The sequence below is a fragment of the Stutzerimonas stutzeri genome (assembly GCF_000590475.1).
GTDB lineage: Bacteria > Pseudomonadota > Gammaproteobacteria > Pseudomonadales > Pseudomonadaceae > Stutzerimonas > Stutzerimonas stutzeri_D.
Window position 1 is genome coordinate 2381015 of sequence record NZ_CP007441.1, and the last position, 15603, is coordinate 2396617.

General features: G+C 60.9%; 15 protein-coding genes. 9 read left to right on the forward strand and 6 right to left on the reverse strand.

The annotated features are described in order from the left end of the window. Window positions 1-161: 161 nt before the first annotated feature. A complete protein-coding gene (locus CH92_RS11075; RefSeq protein WP_025241844.1) occupies window positions 162-368 on the reverse strand; it encodes a hypothetical protein in 207 nt (68 codons plus the stop codon). 140 nt (window positions 369-508) lie between these two features. Continuing rightward, window positions 509-1387: a helix-turn-helix domain-containing protein gene (locus CH92_RS11080; RefSeq protein ID WP_025241845.1), complete on the reverse strand. Its 879-nt coding sequence runs from the start codon at window positions 1385-1387 to the stop codon at window positions 509-511. A gap of 201 nt (window positions 1388-1588) precedes the next feature. Here CH92_RS11080 and CH92_RS11085 point away from each other — a divergent pair, with 201 nt between their 5' ends. The 6 genes from CH92_RS11085 (at window position 1589) to CH92_RS11110 (ending at window position 7816) form a co-directional block, all read left to right on the forward strand. Beyond that, complete coding sequence (locus tag CH92_RS11085) at window positions 1589-3637, forward strand: FUSC family protein (RefSeq protein WP_025241846.1); 2049 nt, start codon at window positions 1589-1591, stop codon at window positions 3635-3637. Beyond that, window positions 3634-3843 carry a DUF1656 domain-containing protein gene (locus CH92_RS11090; protein WP_025241847.1) on the forward strand — a complete coding sequence of 70 codons (210 nt, stop codon included), beginning with the start codon at window positions 3634-3636 and terminating at the stop codon, window positions 3841-3843. Before CH92_RS11085 ends, CH92_RS11090 begins: the two co-directional genes overlap by 4 nt. Window positions 3844-3851: 8 nt before the next feature. Then, window positions 3852-4754 (forward strand): efflux RND transporter periplasmic adaptor subunit, encoded by a 903-nt coding sequence (locus CH92_RS11095; RefSeq protein WP_025241848.1) that lies wholly within the window; start codon window positions 3852-3854, stop codon window positions 4752-4754. Beyond that, complete coding sequence (locus CH92_RS11100; RefSeq protein ID WP_025241849.1) at window positions 4751-6202, forward strand: efflux transporter outer membrane subunit; 1452 nt, start codon at window positions 4751-4753, stop codon at window positions 6200-6202. The genes CH92_RS11095 and CH92_RS11100 overlap by 4 nt, the downstream gene beginning before the upstream one ends. Before the next feature lie 201 nt (window positions 6203-6403). Beyond that, window positions 6404-7339 (forward strand): LysR family transcriptional regulator, encoded by a 936-nt coding sequence (locus CH92_RS11105; RefSeq protein ID WP_025241850.1) that lies wholly within the window; start codon window positions 6404-6406, stop codon window positions 7337-7339. Between the two features lie 240 nt (window positions 7340-7579). Continuing rightward, complete coding sequence (locus tag CH92_RS11110; protein ID WP_025241851.1) at window positions 7580-7816, forward strand: DUF2790 domain-containing protein; 237 nt, start codon at window positions 7580-7582, stop codon at window positions 7814-7816. Between the two features lie 25 nt (window positions 7817-7841). Here the strand turns inward: CH92_RS11110 and ligD are convergent, their stop codons facing one another. Both ligD and CH92_RS11120 read right to left on the reverse strand, forming a co-directional pair. Further along, window positions 7842-10400, reverse strand: coding sequence for a DNA ligase D (ligD, locus tag CH92_RS11115; protein ID WP_025241852.1), 2559 nt, complete (start codon window positions 10398-10400; stop codon window positions 7842-7844). Between the two features lie 30 nt (window positions 10401-10430). Beyond that, entirely contained in the window at window positions 10431-10751 is a 321-nt protein-coding gene (locus CH92_RS11120; protein WP_025241853.1) for a hypothetical protein, read from the reverse strand. Window positions 10752-11012: 261 nt separating this feature from the next. On the opposite strand from CH92_RS11120, the gene CH92_RS11125 reads away from it, so the two are divergent. Then, on the forward strand, window positions 11013-11294 hold the full coding sequence (locus tag CH92_RS11125) for a DUF1652 domain-containing protein (protein WP_025241854.1): 282 nt from the start codon (window positions 11013-11015) through the stop codon (window positions 11292-11294). A gap of 31 nt (window positions 11295-11325) precedes the next feature. On the opposite strand, the gene CH92_RS11130 is transcribed toward CH92_RS11125, so the two are convergent. Continuing rightward, entirely contained in the window at window positions 11326-11856 is a 531-nt protein-coding gene (locus CH92_RS11130) for a ferritin-like domain-containing protein (RefSeq protein WP_025241855.1), read from the reverse strand. 186 nt (window positions 11857-12042) lie between these two features. Here CH92_RS11130 and CH92_RS11135 point away from each other — a divergent pair, with 186 nt between their 5' ends. Continuing rightward, on the forward strand, window positions 12043-13155 hold the full coding sequence (locus CH92_RS11135; protein WP_025241856.1) for a mechanosensitive ion channel family protein: 1113 nt from the start codon (window positions 12043-12045) through the stop codon (window positions 13153-13155). Window positions 13156-13251: 96 nt separating this feature from the next. Here the strand turns inward: CH92_RS11135 and CH92_RS11140 are convergent, their stop codons facing one another. Further along, on the reverse strand, window positions 13252-13752 hold the full coding sequence (locus tag CH92_RS11140) for a CinA family protein (RefSeq protein ID WP_025241857.1): 501 nt from the start codon (window positions 13750-13752) through the stop codon (window positions 13252-13254). A 297-nt stretch (window positions 13753-14049) separates the two neighbouring features. On the opposite strand from CH92_RS11140, the gene glgA reads away from it, so the two are divergent. Continuing rightward, on the forward strand, window positions 14050-15600 hold the full coding sequence (gene glgA, locus CH92_RS11145; RefSeq protein ID WP_025241858.1) for a glycogen synthase GlgA: 1551 nt from the start codon (window positions 14050-14052) through the stop codon (window positions 15598-15600). The last annotated feature ends 3 nt before the right edge of the window (window positions 15601-15603 follow it).

Consider the following 15603-nt stretch of genomic DNA (forward strand, 5'->3'; position numbering starts at 1 on the left):
CGGCTGTACCGGCGGCGCAGTAACCGTGCTTTAAGGCCTGCTCATGTTCTCGGAGCTTACCGACGCTTTACCCAAATCAGAACAACGCCTTTGATCTGGCAGCGATAAAAATTCTGCATAGCGTCATGCATCGATCACCGAGCTCAGCGATCGAATCAGGTTCAGCTGTCCTTTTCTGGCTGAGTCTCGGCCGGCTGCGATGCAGCTGTATGCTGGCTGGTTGCGGCTCGCTCGGAGACGCTGCTAGTGGCGGAGTCCTGCAGTGCAGCGAAACGAGCCGCGAAGGCAGGTGACTCCTCGGCGAACGACATTGGCGAAAGCGCGGTTGTGCTGGCAGCAAGCGCTGCGGCGATGATGATGCGATACATATGATTTACCTCAGAAGCGTGGTGACTTGAAACCTGAGGCAAAGCTTAGGACTGGGGCCCGAGCGGAAACAGACAACTGCGCATGATGCACTGTTACTGGTGACGCAACAGTCGGCGAGAAACGGCGATAGCCGTTTTGCTCACCGTTTGAACGAAGCCCGGAACTCACTGGGCTTGAGACCGGCATGTTTACGGAAGAACCGGCTGAAGTAAGCGGTATCGGCAAAGCCGAGTTCATGGGCGATCTGCTGGATGTGCAAACTGGTGTAGGCAAGTTGGCGCTGCGCCTCGCGCACGATGCGCTCGCTGATGATGGCGCTGGGCGCGACGCCCGCCTCCTCCCGGCAAACACGGCCGAGCGTGGCCGTGGTCATGCCCAGGGCTTCGCTATAGCGCCCAAGGGTCCAGTGATTGCGAAAATGCTGGTTCACCAATTCACGAAACTGCTTCAGCACCGCGGCACGGCGGCTTTTGCCAGGGCGTGGGGCCGTGTTGATCGAAGCGTCCAGCCGCGCGGCGTGAATCAGCAACGTCAGCAACAGTGCATGGCCTGCCGCAATGTTGCCACGGGCCTTGCTCCGCGCTTCTTCCTCGATCAACTGGATCAATGGCCAGATCGGTTCGCTGCCATCGGCGGCCCAGGGCAGCGGCACGACGCTGGGTCGCTGCAGAAAGCCCAGCAGCCCGGGTGCGACGATCCGGGCCATCGATTCCAGAGGGCGTTGTGCTGCCGTAAAGACGGGACCGTCGGTGTCGCGCTGATAACTGAACGCATGCACGGTGCGATTCGGCAGGACCAGGATGCTCGGGCCAGCGAACGGCAGGCGCTGGTTTTCCAGCGAAACCTCACCACCGCCACTGCGGATGTAAAACAACTGCAGCAATGCATCGTGCTGATGGGGCTTGATTTCCCATTGGTACTGCGCGCTGCGCTCGTTGATCCACTCGCAGTGCAGCATGTCCCGCCAGGCGGGCTCGGCCGTTTCGCCATAAAGGCCGTAATTGGGAATTCGTTTCATCGCGCCTCGCACGGTTTTGACAGCTGTATCGCACGCTCCGCTTCGACTGGCGATCGCGCACGGCAAAGATGGAAAGTTCAAATTGTCCTATTGGTTGTTCGATTTGTCACACCTGGTTGCCGTTAAATGTAACCAATTGTGCGATTCGCCTTGGCGCTCTGTAATTTTTTCGCCGCTTCGACCCCAAGAAACGAACCCTTTATGAATATCCCTACTTGGCGCGAATGGCTGTTCTCAGTCAAAGCGCTGATTGCTGCCCTGCTCGCGCTTTATATAGCCTTGGCCATACCTCTGGACAACCCTTACTGGGCGATGGCCTCGGTCTATATCGTCTCGCATCCGCTTTCAGGGGCGACGCGGTCAAAGGCGATCTACCGGGCACTGGGAACGCTGCTCGGCGCCGCGGCATCGGTCGCGATGTTGCCGCTGTTTTCCCAGCGGCCGGTGATGCTGAGTTTGGCCATCTCGCTGTGGATTGCCGCCCTCCTCTATCTTTCCTTGCTCGATCGCTCGCCACGCAGTTACGTCTTCATGTTGGCGGCCTATACCGTGCCGCTGATCAGTCTGGCCACGGTCAGCCATCCGCAAGACATCTTCGATGTGGCGCTGGCCCGCTTCGAGGAGATTCTGCTGGGCATCGTCTGCGCCGGCCTGGTCAATGCGGTGCTGTTCCCCGCCCGTATTGCACCGGTGCTAAGCGGGCGCATGGCGATACTGCTTGAGGACGCCCGCCAAGGGGCGCGTCAGATGCTCAACGCAACGGCTCCCGCCGCCCTCGATCAGCGCGGGTTGCACCGGTTGATGATCGATGTGATGGCGCTCGACGGCATGATCGTGCATCTCGACTACGACAGCAGCAGCCACCTGCCGGCCAGGCATGCCCGTGAGTTCCGTGCGCGCATCGCGATGCTCGCCCCGCAGCTGATTTCCATGGGGGATGCGTTGCGCGAGCTGCGACGGGATCTACCCGAACCAGTGCCGGAACTGGAAGCGCATCTGCAGCGCGTTGACCGTTGGATGCAAGGCGATGATTCGCCCATCGATGCCGAGCAACTGGTAGCGCGCTGTTGGGAATTGCAAACCTGGCTGAGCGTCAGCTACCCGCCGCAACGGCTGGCGTTAGCCAATGCATTCAGGCAACTGCGCGGCCTGATTGATCTCTGGCAGGACGCCTTGAGCCTGCATCAGTGCTTCGCCGAAGGGCATCCCGAGCTGCCGCCAGTGCTGCGCTATCGTGTACGCCAGCTGATCGGTGCACCACGTCATTACGATTATCCGTTACTGGCGTTTACGGCTCTCTCCACCGGGACGCTCGTGCTGCTGATCAGCCTGCTGTGGCAGCTGTCTGGATGGCAGCATGGATATACCGGCGTATTCATCGCCACGGTCGCCAGTTGTTTTTTCGCCAGCCAGGACAACCCGGCACCGTTCATCAAGTCATTTCTGGTGGCCACGCTGGCATCCATCGCAGCGGCCGCCATTTACCTCTTTGCGCTGATGCCCAACGTGCAGGACTTCGGCAGTCTGGCCATCCTTCTCGCAGGGCCTTTGTTATTGCTGGGCACCTTCTCCGGTCGTCCGCAATATGCCGGCACGACAATTTTGCTGGCGGTGCAGACCCTCTCCACACTCACCATTCAGGCTCGTTACAGCGCCGATTTTTCACTGTTTGCCGATGCTGCCCTGTCTTCCGCTCTCGGCGTGGTGCTCGCCCTGATCTGGGCCCGTCTGACCCGGCCATTCGGTACGCAGTGGGCTGCGCGTCGGCTGGCCCGCAGCGGCTGGCTCAGCCTGTCGCGATTGGCCCTGGCCAAGCCTGGACAGAACTATGACGAGGTCGCCTCCGAAGTCATCGACCGCACCGCGCAACTGTTGCCACGCCTTGGCCAGTTGAATGACAAGGGGCTCGCGTTGCACGACGCCACCCGCGAATTGCGTATCTGCTTTCGCCTGCTGGAGCTCAAGCAAGCGCGGCTACCCGCCAGCACTGAGCAGCAACTGCAACCGGCTCTTCTGGCCGCGCACGACTTCTTCAAGCGCTGCGCTAGGTCCCGTCATCCCGAGCCGCCGCCGGAGAGCCTGCGTCAACTACTGGACAACAGCCTACAGCGCCTTTCGCTCCAGCCGGATTACGCCACGGACGAAGCCTGTCAGGCGCTGTATGGCCTGCGCTTGGCGCTGTTCGATATCACCTTTACCCCACCCGGCCCCGCCGCTACTGGGCACGAGACCTTGGGAGCCTCCGCATGACCGGTCAACTGAACGTTTATGGCGTCTATGTTCCCGTGCTGCTGGTGATGATGCTCATCGCCTACCTGCTTAAGAACCTGCTCGGCATGGTCCTGACAAAGTTGGGTCTGTATCGCTGGGTCTGGCATCCGCCGCTGTTCAACCTTGCCCTGTACGTCATGGTGCTGGGCGCCCTGTTCACGTTTACACCGGGAATCGAGCTATGAGCCGAACGATGAAGAAATGGATACCCGCCACCGGCTCAGTGGTGCTGACTTTGCTCGCCGTAGCCATCGCCTGCGTCGTAAGCCTGCACCTCTGGGAGTACTACATGAATTCGCCCTGGACCCGCGACGGCCATGTTCATGCCGACATCATCCAAGTTGCGCCCGATGTGTCCGGGCTGGTCACCGAACTGCACGTGCGGGACAACCAGCAGGTCAGCCGCGGCCAGGTCCTGTTCGTGATCGATCAGGCACGCTTTGAATTGGCCGTCGACGAAGCCGAAGCGACGGTCCTAGAGCGCCGAGCACTGCTTGATCAGGCGCGTCGGGAGGCCAAGCGCAACCGTGTATTGAAGGACCTGATCGCCGCGGAAACCGTGGAAATCGGTGACACCCAGGTTAAACGTGCCGAAGCAGCACTGAAAACCGCCGAAGCCGCCCTCGGCGTGGCCCGTCTCGACCTCCAACGCACCACTGTGCGCAGCCCGGTGGACGGCTACCTCAGCGACCAGACCATGCGGGTTGGGGATTACGTCAGAACCGGGACGCCCATGTTGTCGATCGTCGATACCCGCTCGCTGCGCGTCGAAGGCTACTTCGAAGAAACCAAACTGCACGCCATTGAGATCGGCCAACCGGTCGACATTCGGATCATGGGCGAATCGCAGCACCTGCACGGCCATGTCCAGAGCATCGCTGCTGGCATTGAGGACCGCGACCGCGCACGCGGTAATTCGCTGCTGCCGAATATCAATCCGAGCTTCAACTGGGTGCGCCTGGCCCAGCGGATTCCAGTGCGTGTGGTTCTGGACGAGAATCAGAAAACCGATATCCGACTGGTCATCGGCCGCACCGCGACATTATCGGTGCAGCCCTGGTCATCCGCCGACGCGGCAGGCTCGGCAGCCCTATGAGCCGTCAAAGCCTGATCGCCGTGCTGGTCTTGGCCGGCACCCTGAACGCCTGTACCACCGTCGGCCCCGACTATCGGATGCCTGAGGATGCCGTGATTCAGCGTGCCGAAGTTCAGGCGCCGTTCGATCTCGCGGGCAACGCGCAGGTCCAGCAAGCCGAGCTGCCGGACGATTGGTGGACGCTATATGAAGACTCCATGCTCAACCGCCTGGTGAGCGAGGCGCTGGCTGGCAACACTGACGTTCGACTTGCCTATCACAACCTCCGACGCGCCTATGAAGGCTTTCAGATGGCTCATCACGCCCAGGAGGTCGAGGCGGGTGCCGCCGGCTCGCTCGCCCGTGGTCAGCTGTCCAGCGAATCACTGGCGCTGCAGGAAAAAATCCCGGTGATGAATCTCGCTGACGCAGGGCTTTCGGTCGGCTATCAGCTAGACCTGTTCGGCAAGCTCAAACGCGCCGCTGAATCAGCCGGCGCCAGTGCCGACGCCAGCGCAGCGGCGCTGGACTCCGCTCGCATTACCGTAGTGGCTCAGGTCGTGCGCAACTATGTCGCGGCCTGCCATGCGAGTGCAGAGCTGGCTATCGCCGAGCGGTCGCTGGACATTCAGCGCCGTCAACTGAATGTGGCCATGCGCCTGTTGAACGGTGGACGTGGCAATGAAGTGGACGTCGCTCGCGCACGGGCGCAGGTCGAAGCGTTGCGTGCCGAATTGCCGCCGTTCGAATCGAAGAAATCCGCAGCGCTGTACCAGATTGCCGCCCTGCTTGGCCGAGCGCCGGGCGATCTGCCAGAAGCGGTCGCCGCCTGCGATCACGCGCCGCAACTAACTCATCCGGTCCCGGTTGGCGATGGCGCCACGCTGCTCAAACGCCGTCCCGACATTCGCGCGGCGGAACGCATGCTCGCTGCGGCCACCGCAGACATCGGTGTCGCCACGGCGATGATGTACCCACAGATCGATCTCGGCGCTTCGGCCGGCTACACCGGCATGCTTGAACATATCACCGACCCCATCACTCGCCGTTGGGCGTTCGGGCCGTCCATTGCCTGGCACATCCCAACGCAAGTCGACCGCGCCCGTGTACGCACCGTGGAAGCCGGGGCCGACGCCGCCCTTGCCCGCTTCGACGGCGTGGTCCTTAACGCCCTGCGTGAAACCCAGACGCTGTTGGCGCGGTACGCCGACGATCTGCGTCGCAACCGCGCCCTGCGTGATTCCCGCGACGCCGCGAGCCACGCTGCGGATCACACCCGCCGGCTATATAAGGAAGGCCGGTTGGCCTATCTCGACAGCCTCGATACCGAGCGCACCCTGGCCAGCGCGGAGTCGACGCTGGCCGCTTCCGAAGCCCGCTTGTCACAGGATCAGGTCGACCTGTTTCTTGCGTTGGGTGGCGGCTGGCAGAGCCCTGCTGCTCGTGAGCAAACCGTTAAGACGATGTGAACAATCCCGAAACCGGGAAAGCGTGCGTGGCGGTGCATGCCGTGTTTCGACTTGGAGCGCGCACGCCGCCAACCACAGTGGTCCGGCGTTTTATGTGGGCTGCAGCGCGAGCCAGCATTCACGAGGCGGGCCTCCAGCGCTCAACATTCAATCAGCCGTTATTACGGCTGCGACGACGCCGTTGGCGTCCAGGTAGTGATGATGGACATTCTTCACGCGATGCGGACCTTTGTGCGGGTTGTCGACGCCGGCAGCTTCACGGCGGCGGCGCAGCAATTCGATACCTCCACCGCGCAGGTTTCCCGGCTGGTGTCAGAGCTGGAGAACCACCTGCAAGCTCGCCTGCTGCACCGCACCACCCGACGCCTGGCTCTCACCGAGGCGGGACAGCGTTATCTCGAGCAAAGCCGTGAAATCCTCGGGCAAGTGGAACTGGCTCGGGTCGAGGCCAGTGGCGCGCATCTGGTACCCAGGGGCCGGCTGCGGGTGCACTCGACCATCGGTCTGGGCATCCAGCTGCTGGCGACGCTGGCCGGCCACTACAACACCACCTATCCGGATGTGAACCTGGACCTGGTTCTGTCTCAGCGACAGCCCGACCTGCTGGAAGACAACCTCGACGTGGTCATCACGCTGTCGCGCGAGCTGCCGAATTCTGAACTGATCGCGCAAAAGCTGGGCACGGTGTTCCATGTCGTCTGCGCCTCGCCGATCTACCTCAGGCAGCACGGTGCGCCGAAGGTACCGGCCGACCTTAAACAACATCGCTGTCTGCGCCTCGCTGATCCGGTGTTCGCCGACAGCTGGAGCTTCGTTGGCAACGGTACCGAACAGACGATCCTGCCAGGCGAAACCTTCAAGGTAAATGTGGCCGAAGCCATGAGCAGTGCGGCCGAGGCAGGAATGGGCATCTGCCTGTTGCCGGACTACGTGGCAGTGCCCGCCCTGCAGCGCGGCTCTCTGGTGCGGTTGCTGCCGCAGTTCCGCTTGCAGGAAAAGTCCATTTACGCGCTTTATCCTTCGCGTCGCTTCCTCGATGCCAAAATCAAGACCTGGGTCGAATTCCTGAAACAGGAGCTGCCACACGCCTTCTTTGGCTATCACCAGGTACTGCAAAACCCCGAATACTGGGCCTGAATATTGTTACCCGAGTGGTAACGAACCCTCTCGTGAAATGCCATTTTTCCTTTACCCGGCGCTCGGTACTCTTTGTTCCGTGGTAGCGCGGCGGTTGATTCGATTCCCGCCCCGTATCGATCGATGTTGCTCCTTGAATCCCTCGATGCCCTGCCACCTTTGGCTGCCTTCCCTCGTTGTGCAGCCAGTTTTATTCCGAGCTTTCGCCCACTGGCGAGACTTCAACGCAAAGAGGTGTATATGAAAAATCTGTTCTGGATTGCCGGCTTGTCCCTGTTCGCTCAACTGGCCACGGCCGCCCCGCAGGCCACGCATTATCAATACGGCGACGATCTCGACATTGCTAAGGTGATTTCGATGGACGTGCCGAACGGCGGCTGCGCGGTGGTCGAAGCCAAGATGACCTACCTCGATTCCAAGGGTGAAACCCACGTGATGAGCTACCTGCGCCAAGGCGCCGACTGCATCGATCACTGACGGGTCGTCCGCAACAACCGAAGTGCTATTTCATCCCCAGCCGCTCGCGCATGTCCGCAGTAATTCGTTGCCCCGTCTCGTTGATGCCGGTCCAGGGGTCGTCATCGCCCTGCTCTTCCAGCCGTGGCATGAGATTGCGGATGGTCCAGAGATTCGCCCCCTTGAGCTCGGCGAGCTCGTCACGGTGAATCGGCACTGAGACCCCCAGCCCCTCACGTGCTCGTACCGAGTACGCGGCAACGGTACTGGCGCCCTGACTGTTGCGCAGATAGTCGATGAAAATTCGCCCAACGCGGTTCTTTGGCCCGCTCACCGCAGAGAAATGCTGCGGCAACAGCTTCGCCATGTATTGCGCGATGGCTTGGCTGAACGCCTTCACCTCGCTCCAACCATGCACCGGTTCGAGCGGCACCAGAATGTGCAGGCCCTTGCCGCCGCTGGTCTTGAGGAAGGATTGCAGACCGATTTCGTCCAGCAGGGTCTGGGTCAGCTGGGTGGCTTCGATCATGCGTTTCCATGGCAGCGCCGGGTCGGGGTCCAGGTCCAGAACGAACCGATCCGGATGATCGAGCACCGGCGCCACCGCATTCCAGGTGTGCAGTTCGATGGTGCCCATCTGGGCGGCGCTGACCAACGCCTCCGGCGTGTCGATGGTCATCAGCGCGGCATGATCGGGGAATAGCGCGGTGTCCAGCTGGGTAATGTGCGGGATGCTCAGTTTCTCGGTGTGTTTCTGGAAGAACAGCTCGCCATCGATGCCTTCCGGCGCCCTCACCAGCGCCAGCGGCCTATGGCGCAGTTGCGGCAGCGCCCAGGGCGCCACCTCGGCGTAGAAGCGCGCCAGCTCCATCTTGGTCGCGCCAATGGATTTATCGATGATGCGCTCTGGATTCGAGATCTTGATCTTGCCGGCGGTGTTCTTCGTCGTGCTGCTCTTGGGCTGGTGTGACGTCGCCGCCTTATCTGCCTTCGCCGGGCGTTCTTGAGTGATGGCTTCAGCGGGCTTGTCGGAACGCAGCCCGTGAAATACCGAATGGCGAATCACACCCTGCCGGGTCATTTCCGCGTAAGCGACTTCACACATCAGCTTCGGCTCGAGCCAATGCGCGCCCCGCACATCCGCAGCGGGTGGTGCCTTGGCCAGGGGGCTCTTGTCGATTTCCAGTGGTTTGAGCTTGGCGTGAAGGCTCTTTAGCGTGACCTGGTTGAAACCGGTGCCCACCTTGCCCGCGTAGTGCAATTCGCCTTCTTCGTTATGCAGCCCCAGCAACAAGGCACCGAAACCACTGCGCGAGCCCTTGGGGTCGGTGAAACCGACAATGACGAACTCCTGGCGATTCTTGCACTTGATCTTCACCCAGCTGTTGCTGCGTTTGGAGACGTAAGTGCTGCCGGCGCGTTTGCCAATCAGGCCTTCGAGCTTCATCTGGCAGGCGCTCTCCAGCACGCTTTCCGGTTCCTCTGTGAAATCGGCGGAAAACCGCAGCAGCTCGCTGTCGTTCTTCTGGAATAGCTGTTCCAGCGCCGCTCGACGCTGTTCCAGAGGAACTTCGCGTAGATCCATGCCGTTCAGGTACGGCATATCGAACAGGTAGTAGACGATGGTTCCGCTGCGCCCGACCTCGAAGGCGTTCTGCAGCGCCTGGAAATCGGGCGTGCCGTCCTCGTTGGGCACCACCACTTCGCCGTCCAGCCAGGCCGATTCCAACCCGAGCGCGGCCAGGGCTTCGGCTTGCTGCGGCATCTTGGCCGTCCAGTCGTGGCCGTTGCGAGTGAACAGCTGCACCTTGCCGGATTCGATCCTGGCCATGATCCGGTAGCCGTCGAACTTGATCTCATAACGCCAATCACCGTCGGGCACCGAATCGACCAGCGTGGCCAGCTGCGGTTTGATGGTGTCGGGTATGGGTGCGGAACAAGCTCCCGACAGGGCGGTGTGCGTCGTCTTCGTGCGCGTTCGTGCGGCGGGCGCCTTGACCGGCTTGGCGTCGGTTTCGAGCTTCGCCTTGCCGCGCTTGCGCGGAATCAGTGTGCGGTCGCTGAGCACGCTGTCGGGCTGCTCCTTGACGACGTCGTATTCCTGCTCGGGCCGCGCCGCGTCGTCGTTTGATTTGATCAGAAACCACTGTTCCTTGCCGCCGTCCATGCGGGTGCGCACCAAATTCCAAGTGCCGCTGAGCTTTTCCCCTTCCAGCGTGAATTTAAGTTTGCCCTTGCGATAGCCCTCCTCTGGATCCCCCTGTGGAATCCAGACCCCTCGGTCCCACACGATCACATCACCCGCACCGTAATGACCTGCCGGAATGGTGCCCTCAAAGGTCGCGTAATCCAGCGGATGGTCTTCGACGTGTACGGCCAGTCGGCGCGATTTGGGGTCCAGTGATGGCCCCTTGGGCACCGCCCAGCTTTTCAGCGTGCCGTCGAGTTCAAGCCGGAAATCGTAATGCAAGCGGCTCGCATCGTGCTTCTGGATGCAGTATTGCAGTGCGTGGCTGGCGCCGCGCTTGCCCTTCGTCTTCGACTCTCCACCAGGTTCGGGTGTCGCGGCGAAATCTCGCTTTCGGTTGTATTCATCGAGGGCCATGGCACGCTCCGTGGTTGCGCAAGCGGGCAGTTATTCAAGCGTGCCCGGATCTGACGCAGGGTCGGTCGGCCCGCCGTGGCTGGAATGGCGGTCTGGGTTCACCGAAGAGTCGTTCACGTCTGGATCCGATTCGCCTTCGGTTTTGGGCGGAGTACTGACGACGTCGCCATCCTCCGTCACCGTGCGGCCCTTGCTGTCCTTGTGCGTCTCAAGCGTCTCCTGCGGTGTCGGGTTGCCCATGGGGCTGGGCCGGGCGCCCTTCTCATCTTCGGGCGTGCCGGCCGGCCATTGAGCGAATACGGGTGAAGAGGCCATAAGGCTCGCCAACACTAATGTCGTTATCGATTTCATGAGGTTTCCTCTTTGTGATTCCCGCCGCGCTCTAACCGGCGCGACGTGTGAATGCTGTCTATCCCGCCGATCGCGTAGCGAACGCTGCCTGCAAGCCCAACGGCAGGATTTGCTCCACGAACCGATCTTCTGCCGAGCGGTGACAACTGGGTATTTACAACGGAGCAGGTCCTGCTAGCGTTGAGAAAGGTCGGCGTACAGCTGCGACGGCTGGCTGCGAGCAATCTCGCTGGAACTGGACATACGATAGGAGGAAGGATCATGGCTTCACGTCTGCCCCTGTTGACGATCGAAAACATCCTTCGCAACTACCTTCATCCCTTCCACTGCGACTGCCATGCGCAGCAGGACAGCCGAGTCACCGTTCGCCTCTATGAGGAGCATCTGGACGGTGAGGAGCTGACCGTGTTCGGCATCACGGACGATCAATGCCGCGACGCGGCGAATCTGGTGCGGCTGGCCCAAGAGCTGCGCTTCGAGCTTTACGCCACCCGGGGCGGACTGATGAACGCTTCGCTTCCGGCAAAAGTCGCCGAGCGGTAGCCGCCGCTCGACGATCCATCCATCTTTTCTATCAGCGTTTGGCCTCGGTGTTCGGAGCTTGTGAGCGAGTCAGATAGGCCTGAGTGAGCTCAGCCAGGTGGCTGCGCATCCATTCGGCCATGGCGACCTCTTCAGCCAGGATGCGGGTGCAGGTTTCTGCAGTCTCGGTATCGCCGATGGCCTTGGCAGCTGCGATCAGAATTTCGTAAGACGCAATTTCGAGATTCTCGAAGACGTAGCCCATCTGAGCGCCTTTGACGATTTCGTCATTGACCATCATGCCGCCCATGGCTTGCCCCATCGCCATCATCTTGCCGCCCAGATCCTTGAAGCCCGAGTAGGATTTGTCGTACCGCTGTAGACAGCCTTCGATCAACTTGGCCTGATTCTGAGTCTCGGTGATGTGCTGCTCGATACGCGCCTTCAGCTCGGGATAGTGCTCGATACGGCCGGCCTGCTTGGTAAGCATGGACTCGGCCTGCGCTTCCATCGCGTGAGCATCACGCAACCACTCGATCAAACGTTCGACGCGGACATCACTACCAGTTTGTGCACTTTGCATGGCTGTCTCCCAGTGGTTCGAATACCAATCAGGTTTTGCACCTCTTGTAAGTGTGAAACGAGCCTTTCATGGGAGTTCCACGCATCCGACTGGCTGCACGTGGGACATGAACTTTGCAACGACGACATCAGTCATTTAATGCACCAACGAAACGGAGCTGGCGTTATCGAATTCCTCACCATTCCTCTGCAATGGGAAGCCTATATAACCGAACCTGCCCTGCGCACTGTGCTGGCGGCTGCTTCCGTCGTAGTGCTGTTGAGCGTATTCAGCCGTGTACTGACCGCTGTGATGTTGCGACTGGGGCGAAGCTTTCTGTTCACCAAGGCCGTCTCCGAGCAGCTGGAAAAGCCCATTCGGTTGCTGTTACCGCTGCTGGGTCTGCAGGCCGTGCTGGCAGCCGCCAGTGATGAACTGGCGTTGATGGACGCGGCGCGGCGAATCACCACGCTATTGATCATCGGCTGCTTCACCTGGCTGGCCTTGCGCCTGCTACGCGGCGTGGAGCACGCCGTGCGATTGAAGAACCCGGTAGACGTCACCGATAACCTGCGCGCCCGGCAGATTCAGACGCAATCACGGGTGCTGCTGCGCACACTGGGCTTTTTCATTCTGCTGATTGGCGCCGCAGGCATGCTCATGACTTTTCCCGCCGCACGCCAATTTGGTGCCAGCTTGCTGGCCTCCGCGGGCCTGGCCGGGCTTGCAGTCGGTTTCGCCGCGAGACCGGTGCTGGCCAACCTGATCGCCGGCATTCAGATCGCGATCACCCAACCCATTCGCATGGATGACGTGGTGATCGTCGAGAACGAATGGGGCCGTATCGAGGAGATCACCGGCACCTACGTCATCGTGCGGATCTGGGACGATCGTCGGCTGGTGGTACCGCTGCAGTACTTCATTGAGAAGCCATTCCAGAACTGGACGCGGCGTAACTCCAGCATCATCGGATCAGTGTTTTTCTGGGTCGACTACTCGCTGCCGCTGGAGCCATTGCGCGAGGAATTACGGCGGCTCTGCCAAGAGGTACCGGAGCTCTGGGATGGGCGCGTCATCGTATTGCAGGTAACCGATACCAGTGAGAAATCCATCCAGTTGCGGGTGCTGGTCAGTTCGCCGGACTCCTCGCGCAACTGGGATTTGCGCTGTCATCTGCGCGAGAACCTCATCGGCTTCATCCAGCGCAAATACCCTCATAGCCTGCCGCAGCTGCGCGCCGATCTGAGCGTTGGGCACAAGCCCAGCGTGGATCATTCGGTGCCGGAACGCGTGGAACCCGAGCGCCAGCCTCCGGTGTGATGCGCCGCGTCGTCTACTACCGAATCCGCGCCGCCATACAGGGCATTGCGCAGCGGGTTGTCGCCTCTCGGTGCGTAACAGCGGTTGCGGCGGCTCTCATTCATGCTCACGCAGCTTGCGCAGCAATTGCTCGTATTTGCTTGGCAACTGCTCTAGCCCGTAACGCGCAGCCTGTTTGCGAATCGCCACCCGATCGCCTTCGAACTGAACCGTCTCGCTGATGCTCACTTGGCGTTCGCCTTGCATCAGCGCAAAGGCGTAGCACTGAGTGCCGCCTGGATCTTCTTCTCCGTCGTCGGCCACTCCGGTGTTGGCAATCGCAAGGTCCGCGACGCTGGCATTCAGTGCGCCGATCGCCATCTCGGTGGCGACTTCTTCGCTGGTCAGGCCAAAGGTCTCGATGGTTTCGAAACTGACGTGAAGCAGCCGATTCTTCGCCTTCGGTGAATACACGACGAAACCGCTATCGAGCACCTTACCGCAGCCAGGAATGTCGCCTAACAACGAGGCCATCAGGCCACAGGTACAGGATTCGGCAGTGGTCAATTTCATTTGTTTGTCGCTAAAAAACTGCACGATTTCAGCAAGGTCTCGCATGGTCTTGGCTCCGACTGGCAGCGGGAATACACCTGGGTTCAGTCAATTTTCGGAACCGGCGTCCCTTCTCAAAGTTCCCCCGGATGGTTTCCGTCGGAAATCGAGAACTAATTCATAGCGACCCGGTCTTTTTCAAGGTAGGGCCATGCGAGCCCTACGCCGCGGAACAAGCGGCTCTAACAAGAAAAAACACTCTTGCCGTGCTCATGGTTTGCAGCTCCTCAACGGGCGCTGCGTGGAAACAAACGTGCTCGTGACCACCTTGGCGCAGACGCCGGTCACTTGGGGAAGATTCTTATGAGTATTGCTGCAGTGAATGCCCGGCCTGTCCACATCAACACAACCCAACGTCTGGAGGCGCCGGTCGAGCGCCCGGTGCTGCAACTTCGCAGCACGCAAGACGAGAAGAAGAAGATCCTCTTCGTCACCTCGGAATTGACCGATCTGGTCAAGACGGGCGGGCTCGCGGACGTGTCCGCCGCCCTGCCCCGCGCATTGGGAGATCGGCACGATGTGCGGGTGCTGATCCCCGGCTACACCCAGGTCATGCAATGCGCAGAACCGATCCGCATCGTCGGCAGCGTGCTCTCGCACGGCGATCTGCCCTCTTGCCGGATCGGTCGACTCGACATGCCCGACGGGCTGATCATCTACGTGCTGATCTGCCCCGAACTTTACGAGCGCGATGGTCTGCCCTACAGCGACGAGCAGGGCCATGACTGGCCGGACAACCCAGTGCGCTTCGCGCGCTTGTGCATGGCCGCCGCGGATATCGCCGCCGGCACGGCCTGCATCCGCTGGACGCCCGATCTGGTCCATGCCCATGACTGGCCAACCGGGCTGACACCGGCGTACATGCATTGGCGGGGCTTGCATACGCCCAGCATCTTCACCATTCACAACCTGGCCTACCAGGGCAACATCGACATGAGCCTGCGCCGCGCGCTGAGCATTCCGCTCGAGGCTTGCGGGCCTGAACGGATGGAGTTCTACGGCGCGCTGTCGCTGCTCAAAGCCGGTATCGCCTATGCCAATCACGTGACGACCGTCAGCGCGACCTATGCCGAAGAAATCACCACGCCCGAGTTCGGTTGCGGGATGGAGGGCTTTCTTGCCTTGAAAGCGCGTCAAGGTTTGCTCAGCGGGTTGCTGAACGGTATCGACGAAAGCTGGGAGCCGCAGCATTGCTCCCACCTGATCAGCCAGTTCGGCGCGAATGACTGGGTGGGCAAACACGCCAATGCCACTCACGTCCGCGAACTGTTCGGCCTGGAGCAAGGTGACGGCCCACTGTTCGCCGTAGTGTCCCGGTTGGTGCACCAGAAAGGCATCGACCTGACCATCGAGGTCGCCGAGACGATCGTCCAGCACGGTGGCCAGTTGGCCATTCTGGGTCGTGGCGATTCGCATATCGAAGACGAAGTGCGTCGGCTCACCGAACGCTTCCCCGGGCGAGTGGGCGCGCATATCGGTTTCAACGAAACCGATGCCCGCCGGCTGTTCGCCGGCAGCGACTTCTTGCTCATGCCATCGCGCTACGAGCCTTGTGGCTTGAGCCAGATGTACGCCCAACGCTTCGCCTCGCTGCCCATCGCGCACCGCACAGGTGGCCTTGCCGACAGTATCGACGACGGCGTGACCGGCTTCCTGTTCAACGAGGCCACCGCACAAAGTTACCGCGTTGCCGTGGAGCGCGCACTGGCGGTGTATCAGCGGCCGCAGCTGCTCAATGCGATGCGCTGCCGTGCGATGGGCAGTGGATTTTTCTGGCGCCACGCGATCGAACCCTATGACCGGTTGTATCAGCGGTTACTGGGCGGGCGACGCGAGGTTCATGCCGTTTTTTAACGA